Consider the following 17,445-nt stretch of genomic DNA (forward strand, 5'->3'; position numbering starts at 1 on the left):
GGGGCTTTCAACGGAATGGTGGTGGACGATACTGGGATTGAACCAGTGACCTCTTCCGTGTCAGGGAAGCGCTCTCCCGCTGAGCTAATCGTCCTTGTGAGGTGGCGACGGGATTTGAACCCGTGTGGACGGCTTTGCAGGCCGCTGCCTCGCCTCTCGGCCACGCCACCGCGTCAACATCCCACTCCGAGCGGAAGACGGGATTCGAACCCGCGACCCTCACCTTGGCAAGGTGATGCTCTACCACTGAGCCACTTCCGCGTTGCTGCTTTCACAACTCTAGCGGGTTTTCGGCGTTGATGCTTACTTGCGCAGCTGCCGGGCCACGCTCCGCTCGGTCGCGGGCAGGCTGAGGAAGATCTCCAGGATGCGGGTGAGGCGGTGGACCTCGATGCGGTGGAAGGCCGGGCCCTCGGAGCGGGCCAGGACGAGGGTGAGCGCCAGCGGCGGCAGCGGGGCGTGGATGATGTGCAGCCCGTCGGCCAGGGTCGTGGCGGCCGGGCGGGACGGCGCCTCCGCCGGGAGTTCGAGCTCCTGCGGGGCCCGCCAGCTCGCGTAGACCACCCGGCCGGCGGCGGCCGTGGCCGCCCAGTCGGCGCTGAACAGCACCGGCAGCGAGTCGACGAGCGTGGTCAGCGCGCGGTCGCCCGCCGTGGTGATGTATTTGAGAATCTCCAGCTCCGGGTAGGTGCCGGGCGCCTCGCGGGTGGTCCAGATCGCCTCGACGGCGACGCCCTCGACGCCCTCCAGGCTGGTGACGAGGTCCTGGCGGGACGTGCTCTCCGGGCAGAAGATCGTCAGGTCGTCGAGTGCGCTGCCCTCGCCCCGGTCGAGGACGATCACCTGGGTGATGTCGGCCCCCGCCGCACCCAGGACCTTGGTGACCTGCGCCAGGGAGCCCGGCTTGTCGGGCAGCCGCACGCGTACGCGAAGAAGCATCCATCCCCCCTCACCGAGATGCCGATCACAGCCTATCGGCCGAATACCGGTCACAGCCTGACCTGCGCTACAACTGGGCGGATGAAGATTGGGCCTCTCGCAGTGTGGCCGCCGGTGGTGCTGGCGCCGATGGCGGGCATCACGAACGCGCCGTTCCGGGTGCTGTGCAGGGAGCAGGGCGCCGGGCTGTTCGTGTGCGAGATGATCACCACGCGCGGGCTGGTGGAGCGCAACCCCAAGACCATGCGGATGATCCGGTTCGACGACTCCGAGCGGCCACGGAGCATCCAGCTCTACGGGGTGGACCCCGACATCGTGGGCCGGGCGGTCCGCATGATCGCCGAGGAGGATCTCGCCGATCACGTCGATCTCAACTTCGGCTGCCCGGTGCCGAAGGTGACCAGGCGCGGGGGCGGGTCGGCGCTGCCGTACAAACGGGGCCTGCTGCGCCGCATCCTGCGGGCCGCGGTCGCGAACGCCGGGGCGCTGCCCGTGACGATGAAGATGCGCAAGGGCATCGACGACGACCACCTGACCTACCTCGACGCGGGGCGCATCGCGGCCGAGGAGGGCGTCGCGGCGATCGCGCTGCACGCCCGCACGGCCCGGCAGCACTACGGCGGGGTCGCCGACTGGGCGGCCATCGCCCGGCTGAAGGAGGCCGTGCCGGAGATCCCCGTGCTGGGCAACGGCGACATCTGGTGCGCCGACGACGCGCTGCGCATGGTGGCCGAGACCGGCTGCGACGGCGTGGTGGTGGGGCGCGGCTGCCTGGGCCGCCCGTGGTTGTTCAAGGACCTGGAGAACGCCTTCAACGGCAGCCCCGAGCGGGTCCGCCCCACGCTCGGCGAGGTGGCCGGGATGATGATGCGGCACGCCGAGGGGCTGGCCGGCTGCTTCGACATCGAGCGCTACGCCGTCGCCGACTTCCGCAAGCACGTCGGCTGGTACCTGAAGGGCTTCACGGTCGGCGCCGAACTGCGGCGCGAGCTGGCCACCGCCGAGTCGCTCGACGGGCTGCGGGCCGGCCTCGCCAAGCTGGAGCACGACCAGCCGTGGCCGCCCCACACCGACACCCCGCGCGGCAAGTCGGGCGAGCGGGACAAGGTGCTCCTGCCGGACGGCTGGCTGGACGACCCGTGGGACGTGGCGGTGCCGCAGGACGCCGAGTCCGAGGTGTCCGGCGGCTGAGCCCGCCCAAGGCGGCAAGCGGGCGACGGTCAGCGGGCGACCGGGAGCGGGCCGCGGTCCGGGGGGAAGAGCTGGTCGTCGAGGTGGGCGACCGCGTACTCGATGGCGCCCACCACCACGCACTCGTCCCCGAGCGTCGAGGCCCGCACCTCCGGCATCCGCATGCAGCGGGTCTCCAGCCGCCGCCGCAGCGGCTCCAGGAGCACGTCGGACGAGCGCGAGAACCCGCCGCCGAGCACCACCATCTGCGGGTCCAGGATGAGCACCATGGCGGCGGTGCCCACGGCGAGGTCGTCGACGTAGCGCTCGACGCACTCCGTCGCGACCGGGTCGCCGTTGCGGGCGGCGGCGAGGGTGTGGCCGGCCGCGTCCTCCGGCGCGACGCCCTCGGGCACGCACGCGCAGGTGTTGAGATGCTCGGGCGCGTCGAACCAGCGGGACTCGGGCAGCATCGCGACCTCCCCGGCCGCCGCGCCGAACCCCCGGTGCACCTTGCCGTCGATCACCAGGCCCGCGCCCATGCGCCGCCCGACGTGCAGGAACACCACGTCCCTGGCGCCCTGGGCCACGCCGCGCCTGGTCTCGGCCATGGCGGCCAGGCGGCTGTCGTTCTCGATGAGCACCGGGCAGGGGAACATCTCGCGCAGCCGTCCCGCGAGGTCGAGGTCGCGCCAGGCGGGGACGGCCGCCGAGTAGATGACCCGGCCCTCCACGTCGATGACGCCGATGGTGCCGACGGCGACCATCCAGAGGTCGGAGACGGAGGTGCGGCTCAGCGTCAGGCACCCCTCGACGGCCCGCTCGATCGCGGCCAGGCGCTCCTCCAGCGGGGCGTCGGGCAGCACCGGCTGCCGGGTCTCGGCCAGGATCTCCCCGTCCAGGTCGGACAGGGCGGCGCGGATGTTGTGACCCCCTATGTCGACGCCCACCAGGTAGCCGCTGTCGGCGCGGAAGCGGTAGCGGCGGGCGGGCCGGCCCATCGTGCCGGGGCTCGGCGGCACCTCCTCCACCCAGCCGAGCCCCATCAGCTCGTCGGCGACCTCCTTCATGGACGGCCGCGACAGGCCCGTACGCTCGGCGAGCGCCGACAGGGTGAGCGGGCCCGCCCGGCGCAGCGCGCGGATGGCGGTCAGCGAGTTGAGCTGGCGCAGCCGGGACAGGTCGCCGCCGCGTAGGTCCGCCATTCGCCGTGTCCTTAGGTAGGTCTCCTGTTTATGTCTCGCATTATGCCAGGGATGAGGGGGTGTACGAGCGCGACTCACCCGTGCTACTAATGAAGCGCTCCTTCGTAAGTAGACAGGAAAGAGGACTGATGTCGTTCGTTGACATCGGCGAGGTCGCGTACGTCCCCGGCTCGGCCCGGGTGTTCGAGCACGGCTGGCAGTCGTGGAGCCCCACGGGCGCCTATCGCCTGGACGAGACCCCGCCCCGGCCCGCGAACGGGACGATACAGATCCTCTGCTACCGCCCCGGCACGCCGGTCCCCGAGCGCGCGTTCCAGGGGGAGGGCCTGCTCGCGGTCGAGACCGGCGACGGCTCCGTGGAGTTGTGGTCCGCCGCCGGCCCCCACGAGGTGCCCTCGATCCGGGCCCGCGAGGAGGGCGGCCGCCTGGTGATCTCGGCCGACGCCCCGGCCCGCCGCCACCGCGTCGAGGGCGACCTCGGCACGGCACTGCGCCGGTGGGCGGAGACGATGGCCGACGCCGCGTCGGCGCCGCGCACGTTCCCCGCCGTCCCGCCCATGTGGTGCACCTGGTACGGCTACTGGGACAAGGTCGTCGAGGCCGACGTCCTGGAGAACCTGGAGCTGGCCACCCGCCACGGCCTGCCCGCCGACATGTTCCTCATCGACGACGGCTACGAGGCCGGCATCGGCGACTGGCTGGACCCCCGTCCCGGCTTCGGCTCGCTCGCCCGCGCCGTGGACGCCGTCACCGGCACCGGCCGCCGCGCCGGCATCTGGACCGCGCCCTTCCTGGTCGGCCACGACAGCCGCCTGTACCGGGAGCATCCCGACTGGCTGGTCGGCGGCGCGTACGCGGGCCACATGTGGGACCAGGACCTCGCCGTCCTCGACGTCACCCACCCGGACGCCGCCGAGCACCTGACGAACGTCTTCCGCACGTTCGCCGGCATGGGGATCACCCACTTCAAGCTCGACTACCTGTACGCCGGCGCGCTCGCCGGCCGCCGCCACGAGGACCTCGACCCGATCGCCGCCTACCGGCGCGGCCTGGAGATCGTCCGGCGCGGCGCCGGCGAGGAGGCCACGCTGCACGGCTGCGGCGCCCCGATGCTGCCCAGCATCGGCCTGGTGGACGTCATGCGGGTCAGCCCCGACATCGCGCTCACCCTGCGGCCGAGGTCCGGGGACATCAGCCAGCCCTCGCAGCTCGGCGCCCGCCTCACCGGCGCGGCCCGGGAGTTCCTGCACGCCCGGTGGTGGGTCAACGACCCGGACTGCATCGTCGTCCGCCCCGAGATGGAGGCGCGGGAGGAGTGGGCGGCACACGTCGGCGCGACCGGCGGGCTGCGCGGCTCCAGCGACCCGATCGCCGCCCTGGACGACTGGGGCATGGAGACCACCCGGCGGCTGCTGGTCCCCACCGCCACGGAACCGTCGTGAGCCGAGGCCGCAGGGGCGGCTGGCACGCCTACCTCTTCATCGGGCCCAGCCTCTTCGGCGTGGTGGCGTTCCTGCTGCTGCCGATGGTCATCGTGCTCGTGCTGAGCCTGTTCGACTGGGAGCTGCTGTCCGCGCCCGAGTTCGCCGGCCTGGACAACTACCGCCGCCTGGCCGCCGACGGCGGCACCTGGCACTCGCTCCTCGTCACCGTCGGCTACGTCCTGCTGTCCATCCCGCTGCAGACCGTCCTCGCCCTCGCGCTGGCGGTGCTGCTCGACCGGCGGGTGAAGGGCCTGCGGCTCTACCGCTCGCTGTTCGTGGTGCCGTGGATGGCGACGCCGATCGTCCTCGGCCTCGTCTGGCAGTGGATCTTCGATCCGCGCGACGGCGCGCTCAACAGCGCGCTGGCCCTGGTCGGCGTGACCGGCCCCGACTGGCTGTCCGACCCGTCCTGGGCGCTGCCGGCCGTCGCGCTGGTCAGCGTCTGGCAGCACACCGGCTACAACATGCTGTTCTTCCTGGCCGGGCTGCAGGGCATCCCGCGCGAGCTGCACGACGCCGCCGCCGTGGACGGCGCGGGGCCGCGCGAACGCTTCTGGCGGGTGACGCTGCCGCTGCTCAACCCCACGATGTTCTTCGTCACGGTGACCAACCTGATCGGCGCCTTCCAGGTGTTCGACACGGTGTACGCGATGACGGACGGCGGGCCCAGCCACAGCACCGAGGTGCTGAACTTCCGCATCTTCCAGACCGCGTTCAAGGAGTTCGACTTCGGCTACGCGGCCACGCTGTCGACGCTGCTGTTCGCGATCATCTTCGCGGTGACGCTGGCGCAGGTCCGGTTCTTCGGCAAGCGCACCACCTACGACCTGAGCTGAGGAGCCATGGCCAAGCGCGTCCTCCTGTACGCCGTGCTCACGATCGGCGCTTTCGTGTCGGTGTTCCCGTACCTGCTGGTGGTGCTGACCGCGTTCAAGACGCAGGCGCAGCTCAGCTCGACCGAGCCGTGGCTGCCGGGGCTGCCGCCCACGGCGGGCAACCTCGCCACGATGCTGGCCGGCGACTTCCCCCGCTACGTGCTCAACACGGCGTTGATGACGGCGCTGCTGACGGCCGGGCAGCTGGTGTTCACCACGTTCGCCGCCTACGCCTTCGCCCGGCTGCGCTTCCGGGGCAGGGACGTGCTGTTCTGGCTGTACGTGGCCACCATGATGGTGCCGAGCGCCGTCACCATGATCCCGCTCTTCCTCATCATGCGGGAGCTGGGCCTGGTCAACACCTGGTACGGCCTGCTCGCCCCCTACATCCTCGGCACCCCGTACGGGATCTTCCTGATGCGGCAGTTCTTCAAGAGCCTGCCCGCCGGGCTGGAGGAGGCGGCCCGCATCGACGGGGCCGGGCAGCTGACGATCCTGCTGCGCGTGCTGCTGCCGCTGTGCCGGCCCGCGCTCGGCACGCTCGCCATCATCACCGTCATCTCGTCGTGGAACAGCTTCCTGTGGCCGCTGATCATCACCAGCGGCGACGACACCCGCGTGATCACCGTCGCCATCGCCACGCTCAAGTCCGGCATCGGCGTCGACTACCACCTCATGATGGCCGGCAGCCTGATCGCCCTGGTGCCGATGGTGGCCGTCTTCATCTTCTTCCAGAAACACATCGTCAGGTCGGTGGTCCTCACCGGCCTCAAATGAGAACCCGAACAAGAAGAGGTCAGCGAATGATGCCAACCCCCCGGATTCGCTGGGCCGGGGCGCTGCTCGGCGCCGCCATGCTCGTCCTGCCCGCCTGCTCCTCCTCAGGGGACTCCGGCAAGGTCACCCTGACCTACCGGCTCTGGGACGAGCAGCAGAAGGCCGGCTACGACCAGGTCATGGCGGCCTTCGAGAAGGCCAATCCCGGCATCGACGTCACCGTCGAGCTCCTGCCCTACGACCAGTACTGGACCAAGCTCACCGCCGACGCGGTCGCCGGCACCGCGCCGGACGTGTTCTGGATGACGCCCACCCAGTTCCCGGAGTTCGTCACCAAGGGCGTGCTCGCCCCGGTGCAGGTGGACGCCGCGAAATACCACAAGACCGTCGTCGGCTCCTTCACCTACAAGGACAAGCTGTACGGCGTCCCGAAGGACTGGGGCGTCGTCGGCCTGCTCTACAACAAGGACCTGTTCGCCAAGGCGGGCGTGGAGATGCCGGACAAGCTCACCTGGGCCGCCGACGGCAGCGGCACGCTGCTCGACACGGCGCGCAAGCTCACCGTGGACGAGGCCGGCAAGCACCCCGGCGAGTCCGGCTTCGACCCCGCCAAGGTCAAGACGTACGGCTTCGCCTCCTGGAACCACTACCAGACCCAGTGGATGAACTGGGTCGTCTCCAACGGCGGCAAGCTCGTCGACCAGCCCTTCGGCAAGTACGCCTTCAACGAGCCGGCCGCCGTCCAGGCCCTGCAGTTCGGCGTGGACCTGGTCAACAAGCACCACGTCTCGCCGCCCGCGACCCGGACCAACCCGCCCACCGGCAAGGTCACCGACATGTTCAAGGCAGGCGAGGTCGCGATGTTCCCCGCCAACAACGCGCTGCTGCCGTTCGTGGCGCCCGAGTCGACGTTCGAGGTCGGCGTCGCCCTCATGCCCGAGGGCCCGGCGGGGCGCGCGGTCAACCTCAACGGCCTGGCCGAGGCCGTCTACGCCAAGAGCGAGCACCCCGAGGAGGCCATGAAGCTGGCGCAGTATCTCGGCACGGCGGAGGCGCAGAAGATCATGGCCGACGGCGGCTACGCCTTCCCCGCGCTCGACGGCCTGTCGCAGGGCTACGTGGACTACTGGAAGTCGAAGAACGTGGACGTCTCGCCGTTCGTCGAGGAGGCGGCCGGCACCACCTTCCCGCTGCCGATCACGACCGGCTTCACCGGCTTCGAGACGAAGCTTAACCAGCTCTTCAACGAGATGTACCTCGGAAAACTCTCTCCGCAAGAGGCCGCCGACCAGGCTGTCGCAGAAGGCAACGCCACCGTCAAGTAAGGATCCCCCATGATCACCCGGCGTTCTCTGTTCGCCGGGGGCGCGAGCCTGGGCCTGACCGCCGCACTGGGCGTCCAACCCGTGCGCGCGGCGGCCCGCCGTGCCCCTCTCTCCGACCCCTTCCAGCTCGGGATCGCCTCCGGCGAGCCCGCTTCCGACGGCGTGGTCCTGTGGACGCGCCTCGCCATGGACCCGGTGGCGCTCGACGGGCTCGGCGGCATGCCGAACCGGGCCGTGCCCGTCCAGTGGGAGCTGGCCAAGGACGAGGGCTTCCGCCGCGTCGTGCGCCGCGGCACCGAGGTCGCCCGCCCCGAGGCGGCCCACAGCGTGCACGTCGAGCTCGACGGCCTCGACCCGGGCGCGGAGTACTTCTACCGCTTCCGCACCGAGGGCGAGATCAGCCCGGCCGGCCGCACGCTGACCGCCCCCGCGGCCGGCAGCCGGAGCCGCGCGCTCAACCTGTCGTTCACCTCGTGCGCCGACTACCAGGCCGGCTGGTTCACGCCGTACCGGCGGATGGCCGAGGACCAGCCCGACCTCATCGCCTTCCTCGGCGACTACATCTACGAGTACGGCGACTACAAGTACCCCGTACGCGACCAGGCCGGCGGCGAATGCCTCGACCTGGCCGGCTACCGGCTGCGCCACGCCCAGCACAAGGCCGACCCGGAGTCGCAGCTCGCCCACGCGATCGCGCCCTGGGTCGTGGTGTGGGACGACCACGACATCGAGAACGCCTGGGCCGGCGACGTGCCCGAGCAGCCGGACCCGCCGTTCATGAAGCGCCGGGCCGACGCCTTCCAGGCGTACTACGAGAACATGCCGCTGCGCCGCGCCCAGAAGCCTGACGGCTCCTCGCTTCGGCTGCACCGCAGCATCCGCTGGGGCGAGGTGGCCAACCTGCACCTGCTCGACACCCGGCAGTACCGCGACCTGTACGCCTGCACCGGCAGGAGCGGCACCGTCGGCGCCGACTGCCTGGAGCGGTTCGAGCCCAACAGGACCATGCTCGGCCAGGAGCAGGAGGCGTGGCTCGACGCGCGGCTCAAGGGCTCGCGCGCCACCTGGGACCTGCTCGGCCAGCAGGTCTTCTTCATGGAGATGGACTGGACGAACGGCGCGGGCAAGGGCTACTCCAACGAGGGCTGGGACGGCTACGTCGCCTCCCGCAACCGGCTGACCGCCGCCATCGACGCCTACCGGCGCAACGCCGTCGTCCTCACCGGCGACGTGCACTCCCACTGGGCGGGCGAGGTCAAGCGCGACTACGCCGACCCCGAGTCGAAGTCCGTCGCCGTCGAGCTGGTCACCACCTCGGTCACCAGCGCGGGCAACGGCCTGGACGAGTACCCCGACACGCAGAACCTGCTGGCGGAGAACCCGCACGTGAAGTTCTTCAACGGCCGCCGCGGCTACGTCCGCACTCGGATCACCCAGCAGGAGATGAAGGTCGACTTCCGCTCCCTGTCCCGGGTCACCGAGCCCTACGCCCCGGCCTACACCTCCGGCTCCTTCGTCATCGAGCCGGGCCGCCCCCAGCTCAACCCCGCCTGACAGGAACCCCCCATGCGCACCTTCACGGCCGTCGCCGCGGCGGCCCTCCTCGCCCTGCCTCTCGTCCCGTTATCGGCCGCCTCGTCCGCCGAGGCCGTACGCCCGCCGATGGGCTGGAGCAGCCGGACGCTCGGCTGCGCGGTCACCGAGGCGGCGGTGCTCAAGGCGGCCGACGCCCTCGCGCCGCTCGCCCCGCTCGGCTACCGGTACGTCATCATCGACGATTGCTGGCTCGCCCCGCAGCGATCCGGCGGCGCCCTCGTCCCCGACCCGGCCCGCTTCCCCGGCGGCATCGCCGCGCTGGCCGACGGCCTGCACGCCAAGGGGCTGAAGCTGGGCCTCTCCCTGTCTGCGGGCACCAAGGCGTGCGCCGGCGGGGGCCCCGGCTCGTACAAGAGCGAGGCCGCCGACGCGGCCCGGCTCAAGGAGTGGGGGGTGGACCACGTCACGTACGCCTGGTGCAACATCCCCACCGCCGACTTCCCCGGCCAGAACGTCCAGCAGATCGCGCAGACCCTCTACCCGCGCATGCGCGAGGCCCTGGGCGACGGCGTCGTGTTCGCCATGAACAACGAGGACGGCAGCACCGTCCCGTGGCTGTGGGGGAAGGACGCCAAGGCCACCACCTGGCGCACCAACGTCTACAACCGTCCCATCCCGGACGCCTACCCGAACATGGTCGACATCTGGGAGACCAACCAGCTCAGGGCCGAGTACGCGGGCGGCGGCAGCTACGCCGACCCCGACCTCATCCAGGCCGGCCGCGGCGGCATGACCGACACCGAGTACCGCGCCCAGTTCACGCTCTGGGCCATGGGCGCGGCCCCGCTCGTCCTGCAGGCCGACCCGGCCGCCGCGCCGCCCGCGATCGTCGCCGACCCCGAGGTGATCGCCGTGGACCAGGACGAGCTGGGCGCGCACGGCCGGCTCGTCAAGAGCGACGGCTGGTACCACGTGCTGGCCAAGCCGCTCGCGGGCGGCGACCGGGCGGTGGCGCTGTTCAACGAGAGCGACCGGGCCGCCACGATCTCCTGGTCGCTCGGCTCCGGCCGCTTCCGCGTCGAGGAGCTGTGGACCGGGGCGGTCGCGACCACGACGGGCGCGCTGTCGGCCCAGGTGCCCGCGCACGCCGCGCTGCTCTATCGGGTCAGCGCGCGCAACGACCCGGCGCCTCCGCTGGTGACGTTCGAGGCGGACCCGGCGAAGGTCCTCGGCGAGGACCGGCCCACCACGCTGGAGCCCGGCAGGACGGGCGAGATCGTCACCCGCGTCACCAACACCGGGGCCACCGCGCGGCTGCGCGACGTCGAGGTGACCGCCTCCGGGCCGCAGGGATGGAAGGTCGCCGCCCGCACCCCGGTCAGGACCGGCCGGCTCGACGGCGGCGACGCCTTCGCCGTCACCTGGGCGGTCACCCCGCCGGAGGGGACCGCGCCGGGCACGTACGAGCTGGCCTTCGAGGCGGCCGGGCAGCGCGCCACCGCCGTCGTGGCCGTCGCCACCGGCCCCGGCGCGGGCCGCACCTATCTCAGCGACCTCACCTGGACCAGGGCGACCAACCACTTCGGGCCGGTCGAGAAGGACATGAGCAACGGCGAGCGCGCCGCGGGCGACGGCCGCCCGCTCACCATCGAGGGCGTGCGCTTCGCCAAGGGACTCGGCGCGCACGCGCCCGCCGACATCGAGTTCTACACCGGCGGGCGCTGCACGTCCGTCTCGTTCCAGGCCGGGATCGACGACGAGGTGGGCGCGGCCGGCTCCGCCGGGTTCGAGGTCTGGGCCGACGGCGGCCGGGTCGCCTATTCCGGCCTGCTGACCGGCGCCATGCCGGCCCGCGCGGTCACCGCGGACGTCACCGGCGCCCGCCACGTCCGGCTGGTCGCGACCAACGGCGGCGACAACGCCACCTCCGACCACGTCGACTTCGCCGACGCCGTCATCACCTGCGAGTAGGGAGTCAGCTGTTCATGATCGTTCCCAAGCCCGTCACGTACGAGCCCAGGCCGGGCCCGTTCATCCTCGACGGCCGGACCTCGCTCACCGCCGATCCGGCGCTGGCCGGGCCGGCCGCCTGGCTGCGCGGCGAGCTCGCCCCCGTCACGGGCGGCGAGCTGCTGCCGGGGCCGGGCTCGGGAACGATCAGGCTCGGCCTCGGCGACCTGCCGGCGGAGGGCTACCGGCTGACCGTCGGCCCGGGGGAGGCCGAGATCGTGGCGGGCGGCCCCGCCGGGGCCTTCTACGGGGCGCAGACCTTCCGGCAGCTCCTGCCGCCCGCCGTCTTCCGCCGGGCCGCCGCCGGGCCCTTCGAGGCGCCCGGCGCGTACGTCGAGGACGCCCCCCGCTTCGCCTGGCGCGGCTGCCTGCTCGACGTCGCCCGGCACTTCATGACCAAGCACGAGGTATTGCGCTTCATCGACCTGCTGGCCCTGCACAAGCTGAACGTGCTCCACCTGCACCTCACCGACGACCAGGGCTGGCGCGTCGAGATTCGCCGCCACCCCCGGCTCACCGAGACCGGCTCCTGGCGCAGGGAGAGCCAGAGCGGCTGGAACGGCGCCATGGACGGCCGCCCGCACGGCGGCTACTACACCCAGGACGACATCAGGGAGATCGTCGCCTACGCCGCCCGGCGGCACATCATGGTCGTCCCCGAGATCGACCTGCCCGGCCACACCCAGGCCGCCATCGCCGCCTACCCGGAGCTGGGCAACCTCGGCACGCCGCTGGAGGTGCGCACCACCTGGGGCGTCGGCGTGAACGTGCTCAACGCCGAGGAGTCCACCATCGCCTTCTTCCAGGAGGTGCTGGAGGAGGTGCTGGAGCTGTTCCCCGGCCCGTACGTGTCCATCGGCGGCGACGAGTGCCGCAAGGACCAGTGGCGGGAGAGCCCGTCGGCCCGCCGCCGCATGGAGGAGCTGGGGCTGCGCGACGAGGAGGAGCTGCAGAGCTGGATCGTCCACCGCTTCGACGAGTGGCTGAGCGCCCGCGGCCGCCGCCTGGTCGGCTGGGACGAGATCCTGGAGGGCGGGCCGCCCCCCGGCGCGGTGGTCGCGTCCTGGCGGGGCGACCTCGGCGCGGTGATCGCCGCCGAACGCGGCCACGACGTCGTCAACTGCGCCAACACCAGCCTCTACCTGGACTACCGGCAGGCGGAGGGGGAGGAGGAGCCGGCCCCGTTCGGCCCCGTGCTGACGCTGGAGGACGTCTACGCCTTCGAGCCCGTGCCCGAGGCGCTGCGCGGCCGGCCCGCCGCCGACCGCGTGCTCGGCGCGCAGTGCGGGGTGTGGACCGAGCTGATCGACTCCGCCCGCCGCGTGGACTACATGGCCTTCCCGCGGCTCGCGGCCTTCGCCGAGACCGTGTGGAGCCCGGAGGGACGCGACCTCGCCGACTTCAGCGAACGGCTGGCCGCCCACCTGCCGCGGCTGGACGCGATCGGCGTGGAGTACCGGCGGGCGGACGGGCCGTTGCCCTGGCAGCGGCGGCCCGGCGTGCCCGGCCGCCCCGAGGACGCCGAGCGGTGGCGGGCCAAGCTCGCCGCGTGGACCGCGAACCTGCCTCAGATCTCGACGTGACCGCCGCTGCGCCAGTAGACGTTGTCCTCCCGTGACAGCAGCCCCTCGTCCACCAGATAGCGGCGCAGGGCCGCGTAGTCGTCGTGGAAGGCCCGCAGCGCGACGTTGACGTCCTTCTCCGTGTAACGCCTGCCCGGCTCGAAGACCAGGGCGATGTACCGCAGCACGACCAGCCTCTTGTCGCGGCGCATCGCCAGGGTCGTCAGCCGCCCGTCGACCAGGAACGTGCGCAGCACCCGCTCCTCGTCGCTCAGCGCCTCGGCGGGCTCGGCCCGGTCCCGCAGCAGCTCCCTGAACCGCTCGGGCGCCGCCCGCCACTTCCCGCTCTCGTCGCGCGCGGCCAGCCCGCCCGCCTCCAGCTTGTGCAGCGTCTTCGGCGGCAGCCCGTCGCTCTCGCCGAGCACCAGGGAGGCGAAGGCGCGCAAGGTGTCGTCCTGGGAGAGCAGCCCGAGTACGCGTCTGATCTCTTCGTCACTCATTTGATCTATTTTGTCCCCGACCCGGACGGTTGGGAAATGTCACGATCTTAAGACAGTGTCATGACATGACCCCTACGTCCTCCGTCAGACACTGAATCGACAGGCGTGTGCCGGGACGCCCTTGCCAGTCCGTTCCGGCACACGGCTTGTCATCTCCCTACAGCCGGTTGAGCCCCTGCACGTGCAGCACGGCCCGGCCCTCCTCGTCGGAGGCGGCGAGGTCCACCTGGGCATCGATGCCCCAGTCGCCGTCGCCCGCCGGATCCTTGATCGTCTGGCGCACCTTCCAGAGCCCCTGCTCCTCCTCGATGCGCAGCAGCGCGGGCCCGCGCGCGTCGGCGTCGGTGCCGATCTCCTCGTGGTCGGCGTAGTAGGCGTCCAGCGCCGCGCCCCAGTCGACGTCGGGAGCCAGCTCCGCCAGCTCCTCCTCCTTCTCCAGCGCGCACAGCTCGACCAGCCGGAACATGGCGTTGCGGACCAGCACCCTGAAGGCCCTCGGGTTGCCGGTGACCGGCCGCACCCGCGCCTCCAGCTCCTGCTGCCGCTCCAGCGCCTCGGCCGGGTTGGCCAGCTTCTCCCACTCGTCGATGAGCGAGGAGTCGACCTGCCGGACCAGCTCGCCCAGCCACTCGATGAGGTCGACCAGGTCGTCGGTCTTGAGGTGCTCGGGCACCGTGCGCGACAGCGTGCGGTAGGCGTCGGCGAGGTAACGCAGCACCGTGCCCTCGGAGCGGGACAGCTCGTAGAACTGGATGTAGTCGCCGAAGGTCATCGCGCGCTCGAACATGTCGCGCACCACCGACTTCGGGCTCACCGTGTGGTCGGCGACCCACGGATGGCCGCGCCGGTAGGTCTCGTACGCGCCGAGCAGCAGGTCCTCCAGCGGCATCGGGTACATGACCTCGGTGAGGCGCTCCATGCGCTCTTCGTACTCGATGCCGTCGGCCTTCATCTGCGCGACGGCCTCGCCCTTCGCCTTCTTGAGCTGCGCCGACAGGATCTGGCGCGGGTCGTCGAGGATCGACTCGACGATCGAGACCAGGTCCAGCGCGTACGACGGCGACTCGCGGTCCAGCAGGTCGAAGGCCGCCAGCGCGAACGTCGACAGCGCCTGGTTGAGCGCGAAGTCCTCCTGCAGCTCGATGGTGAGGCGGGCCCGGCGGCCCTGCTCGTCCGGCTCGGCGAACTGCTCGACGATGCCGCCCGCGAGCAGCGACCGGTAGATGGCGATGGCCTGGCTGATGTGCCGGCGCTGCCACTTGCGGTCCTCGTGGTTGTCGGTCAGCAGGTGCTTCATCGCCTGGAAGCAGTCGCCCGGCCGGTTGATGACGGCCAGCAGCATCGCGTTGGTGACCTTGAAACGCGACTGGAGCGGCTCGGGCTCGGCCTCCTGCAGCTTCTGGAAGGTCTCCTCGCTCCAGCCGACGAAGCCCTCCGGCGGCTTCTTGCGAGCGTAGCCGCGCCGCCGCTTGGGATCGTCGCCGATCTTTGCGAGGGCGCGGGCGTTGTCGATCTCGTGCTCGGGGGCCTGGCAGGCGACGTAGCCGATGGTGTCGAAGCCCGCCCGGCCGGCGCGGCCGGCGATCTGGTGGAACTCGCGGGCGCGCAGCCTGCGGACCTTGTTGCCGTCGTACTTCGACAGCGCGGTGAACAGCACCGTGCGGATCGGGACGTTGACGCCGACGCCGAGGGTGTCGGTGCCGCAGATGACCTTGAGCAGGCCCGCCTGCGCCAGGCGCTCGACCAGGCGGCGGTATTTCGGCAGCATGCCCGCGTGGTGCACACCGATGCCGTGGCGCACCAGCCGCGACAGCGCCCGGCCGAAGCGGGTGGTGAAGCGGAAGCCGCCGATCATCGCGGCGATGGCCTCCTTCTCGGCCTTCGTCGCCATGTTGATCGACATCAGCGACTGCGCCCGCTCCATGGCCGCGGCCTGCGTGAAGTGCACGACGTAGACCGGCGCCTGGCCGGTGGAGAGCATCTCCTCCAGCGTCTCGTGCAGCGGCGTCATCCGGTAGGAGTAGATCAGCGGGACCGGCCGCTCGGCGTGCTTGACCACGGCCGTCGGCCGGCCGGTGCGCCGGGTGAGGTCGCGCTCGAACATCGTGACGTCGCCGAGCGTCGCCGACATCAGCACGAACTGCACGTGCGGCAGCTCCAGCAGCGGCACCTGCCACGCCCAGCCGCGGTCGGGCTCGGCGTAGAAGTGGAACTCGTCCATGACGACCTGGCCGATGTCGGCCTGAGCGCCGTCGCGCAGCGCCACGTTGGCCAGGATCTCGGCGGTGCAGCAGATGATCGGCGCGCCCGGGTTGACGCTGGCGTCGCCGGTCATCATGCCGACGTTCTCGGTGCCGAAGACGGCGCACAGGTCGAAGAACTTCTCCGACACCAGCGCCTTGATCGGCGCGGTGTAGAAGGTGCGCTGGTCGCGGGTCAGGGCCGTGAAGTGGGCTCCGGCGGCCACGAGCGACTTGCCCGAGCCCGTCGGCGTGGCCAGGATGAGGTTGCTGCCCGAGACGACCTCGATGAGCGCCTCTTCCTGGGCCGGATAGAGGGTGAGCCCACGTTCGGTGTTCCAGGCGGCGAACGCGTCGAAGATGGCGTCCGGCTCGGCGTCGATCTCTTCTGGCAGGCGGTCCACGAGTAGGCTCACACCACCTATCCTGCCGAAGTTTGCCCGGTGCTCGAACCGGTCCCCGCCGACTCGGGCCGGCCAGGGGCCTCCGGACCGCTACGAGCGGGTCCGCGGCACGGTCACGAGCAGCCCGCCGAGGATCGCCAGCATCGCCAGGAACGCCCACGGGCCCGGGGCGAACCCGACGCAGGTCAGCGTGAGAACCCCGGCCCCGATTAGCGCCGCAGCCGCCGTCATCGCGCGCATGCCGGCCGTGCCGTACGGCAGCGCGGGCGGCGTCTCGAACCGGGCGAAGATCCGCGTCAGCGGCCACATCACCAGGCACAGCAGCCCGAACCAGAGCGGCCAGCCCGCCAGCCAGAACGCGCCACCCGGCGCCGGCGTGTCCACCCGCAGCAGCACCACGACCACGCCGGTGACCGCGAACAGCGCCGGCATGTGCCACAGGTACACCGTCATGATCCGCGGACTGGCCCACGCCAGCAGCCGGTCGAGCGGCAGCCGGACCAGCGCCGGGCGCAGCAGCACCGCCAGCCCGATCTGCCCGAGGCCCACGGCCAGCATGGCGAGCGTGGGCGGGGCCATGTTCGACACCTCGGCGCCGGGCAGGCCGATCATGCTGCCCGGGTAGGGGCCGAAGCCCACCAGCAGCGCCGCCGCGCCGAACCCGCCCGCCGCGAGCGCCCACGGCCGGCGCAGCCGCCCCTCGGCGTAGAAGAAGCCGAGCTGGTGCACCGCCAGCCAGACGAACACCACGTTGAGGTAGCCGAGGGCGTCGATGCCGGTCGTGAAGCGTACGACGTCCGTGAGCACCGCCCCGGCCGCCAGCGCCGCCGGCACCGCCACGCCGAAGCGGGCGTGCAGGCGCAGCGCGTACGGGGTGACCACCACCGCGATGAGGTAGACCGCGAGGAACCACAGGAGCTGTCCGGTGAGCTGCGCCCCGACCCGGAGCGGCTGCTCGGGCACGCCGAGCGTGAGCAGCACCTGGGGGAGCGGGATCCACACCGCCGCCAGCGGCAGCAGCGGCCAGGCCAGCCGCCGCAGCCGCACCGCCAGCCAGCGCGGCGTCCCCTCACGGGAGCGGGCGAAGCCGATCGCGTTCGCCGCGCCGCCCGCGAAGAACACCAGCGGCATCACCTGGCTGAGCCACGTCACCACCCACACCCCGGGCGTGGCCAGCGCGTTGCCCGTGGTCAGCCGCGCGCCGTCGTACGACAGCACGGGGATCGTCCAGTGCTGGAACACGATCAGCGCCATGCCGAGCACCCGCAGCAGATCGACGAACGGGTCCCGCCCCTTCGGAGGGCTCGCGGGAGCGCCCGCGGACGGGCGCGGTGGCGCGGCGGGGGCGGCCGGGCGGTCCAGCAGGACGGTCATGGGGAGCCTCGATTCAGGGGGGAGCCGTTGGCTCAAGGCTCCCG

General features: G+C 71.8%; 13 protein-coding genes and 3 tRNA genes. 8 read left to right on the plus strand and 8 right to left on the minus strand.

The annotated features are described in order from the left end of the window. Positions 1-19: 19 nt before the first annotated feature. The 4 genes from AC27IY_RS39390 to AC27IY_RS39405 form a co-directional block, all read right to left on the minus strand. Positions 20-94: transfer RNA gene (locus AC27IY_RS39390), tRNA-Val, on the minus strand. Between the two features lie 5 nt (positions 95-99). After that, a tRNA-Cys gene (locus AC27IY_RS39395) sits at positions 100-170 on the minus strand. 19 nt (positions 171-189) lie between these two features. Beyond that, positions 190-261 (minus strand) — tRNA-Gly (locus AC27IY_RS39400). Positions 262-303: 42 nt separating this feature from the next. Continuing rightward, entirely contained in the window at positions 304-939 is a 636-nt protein-coding gene (locus AC27IY_RS39405) for an ACT domain-containing protein (protein ID WP_364444950.1), read from the minus strand. A gap of 81 nt (positions 940-1,020) precedes the next feature. Here AC27IY_RS39405 and dusB point away from each other — a divergent pair, with 81 nt between their 5' ends. Further along, the gene (dusB, locus tag AC27IY_RS39410; RefSeq protein WP_423476456.1) at positions 1,021-2,130 is read left to right on the plus strand and encodes a tRNA dihydrouridine synthase DusB; all 1,110 of its coding nucleotides are present in this window, start codon (positions 1,021-1,023) and stop codon (positions 2,128-2,130) included. A gap of 29 nt (positions 2,131-2,159) precedes the next feature. Here dusB and AC27IY_RS39415 read toward each other — a convergent pair whose 3' ends face one another. Continuing rightward, on the minus strand, positions 2,160-3,314 hold the full coding sequence (locus AC27IY_RS39415) for an ROK family protein (protein WP_487181117.1): 1,155 nt from the start codon (positions 3,312-3,314) through the stop codon (positions 2,160-2,162). 128 nt (positions 3,315-3,442) lie between these two features. Between AC27IY_RS39415 and AC27IY_RS39420 the strand changes: the two genes are divergently transcribed. Genes AC27IY_RS39420 through AC27IY_RS39450 form a run of 7 tightly spaced genes read left to right on the plus strand, consistent with a single transcriptional unit; the run spans position 3,443 to position 12,904 of the window. Beyond that, positions 3,443-4,756 carry a glycoside hydrolase family 36 protein gene (locus tag AC27IY_RS39420; protein WP_487181118.1) on the plus strand — a complete coding sequence of 438 codons (1,314 nt, stop codon included), beginning with the start codon at positions 3,443-3,445 and terminating at the stop codon, positions 4,754-4,756. Next, complete coding sequence (locus AC27IY_RS39425) at positions 4,753-5,634, plus strand: carbohydrate ABC transporter permease (protein WP_487181119.1); 882 nt, start codon at positions 4,753-4,755, stop codon at positions 5,632-5,634. The genes AC27IY_RS39420 and AC27IY_RS39425 overlap by 4 nt, the downstream gene beginning before the upstream one ends. Positions 5,635-5,640: 6 nt before the next feature. Next, on the plus strand, positions 5,641-6,450 hold the full coding sequence (locus AC27IY_RS39430) for a carbohydrate ABC transporter permease (RefSeq protein ID WP_364444954.1): 810 nt from the start codon (positions 5,641-5,643) through the stop codon (positions 6,448-6,450). A gap of 26 nt (positions 6,451-6,476) precedes the next feature. After that, complete coding sequence (locus AC27IY_RS39435) at positions 6,477-7,775, plus strand: ABC transporter substrate-binding protein (protein WP_423450534.1); 1,299 nt, start codon at positions 6,477-6,479, stop codon at positions 7,773-7,775. Between the two features lie 9 nt (positions 7,776-7,784). Further along, a complete protein-coding gene (locus AC27IY_RS39440) occupies positions 7,785-9,329 on the plus strand; it encodes an alkaline phosphatase D family protein (RefSeq protein ID WP_487181120.1) in 1,545 nt (514 codons plus the stop codon). Between the two features lie 12 nt (positions 9,330-9,341). Then, positions 9,342-11,282, plus strand: coding sequence for an NPCBM/NEW2 domain-containing protein (locus AC27IY_RS39445; RefSeq protein ID WP_487181121.1), 1,941 nt, complete (start codon positions 9,342-9,344; stop codon positions 11,280-11,282). A gap of 14 nt (positions 11,283-11,296) precedes the next feature. Continuing rightward, positions 11,297-12,904, plus strand: a complete 1,608-nt coding sequence (locus tag AC27IY_RS39450; protein WP_487181122.1) for a beta-N-acetylhexosaminidase — start codon at positions 11,297-11,299, stop codon at positions 12,902-12,904. Here AC27IY_RS39450 and AC27IY_RS39455 read toward each other — a convergent pair. The 3 genes from AC27IY_RS39455 to AC27IY_RS39465 all read right to left on the minus strand — a co-directional run bounded on the left by AC27IY_RS39455 (position 12,889) and on the right by AC27IY_RS39465 (position 17,401). Then, positions 12,889-13,383, minus strand: a complete 495-nt coding sequence (locus tag AC27IY_RS39455) for a DUF2087 domain-containing protein (protein WP_423450530.1) — start codon at positions 13,381-13,383, stop codon at positions 12,889-12,891. The two genes, AC27IY_RS39450 and AC27IY_RS39455, sit on opposite strands and share 16 nt — an antisense overlap. Positions 13,384-13,540: 157 nt before the next feature. Continuing rightward, positions 13,541-16,048 carry a DEAD/DEAH box helicase gene (locus AC27IY_RS39460; RefSeq protein WP_364445163.1) on the minus strand — a complete coding sequence of 836 codons (2,508 nt, stop codon included), beginning with the start codon at positions 16,046-16,048 and terminating at the stop codon, positions 13,541-13,543. A gap of 69 nt (positions 16,049-16,117) precedes the next feature. Beyond that, positions 16,118-17,401: an acyltransferase family protein gene (locus AC27IY_RS39465; protein WP_364444964.1), complete on the minus strand. Its 1,284-nt coding sequence runs from the start codon at positions 17,399-17,401 to the stop codon at positions 16,118-16,120. Positions 17,402-17,445 lie beyond the last annotated feature (44 nt).

Source organism: Nonomuraea sp. B208 (assembly GCF_057536035.1).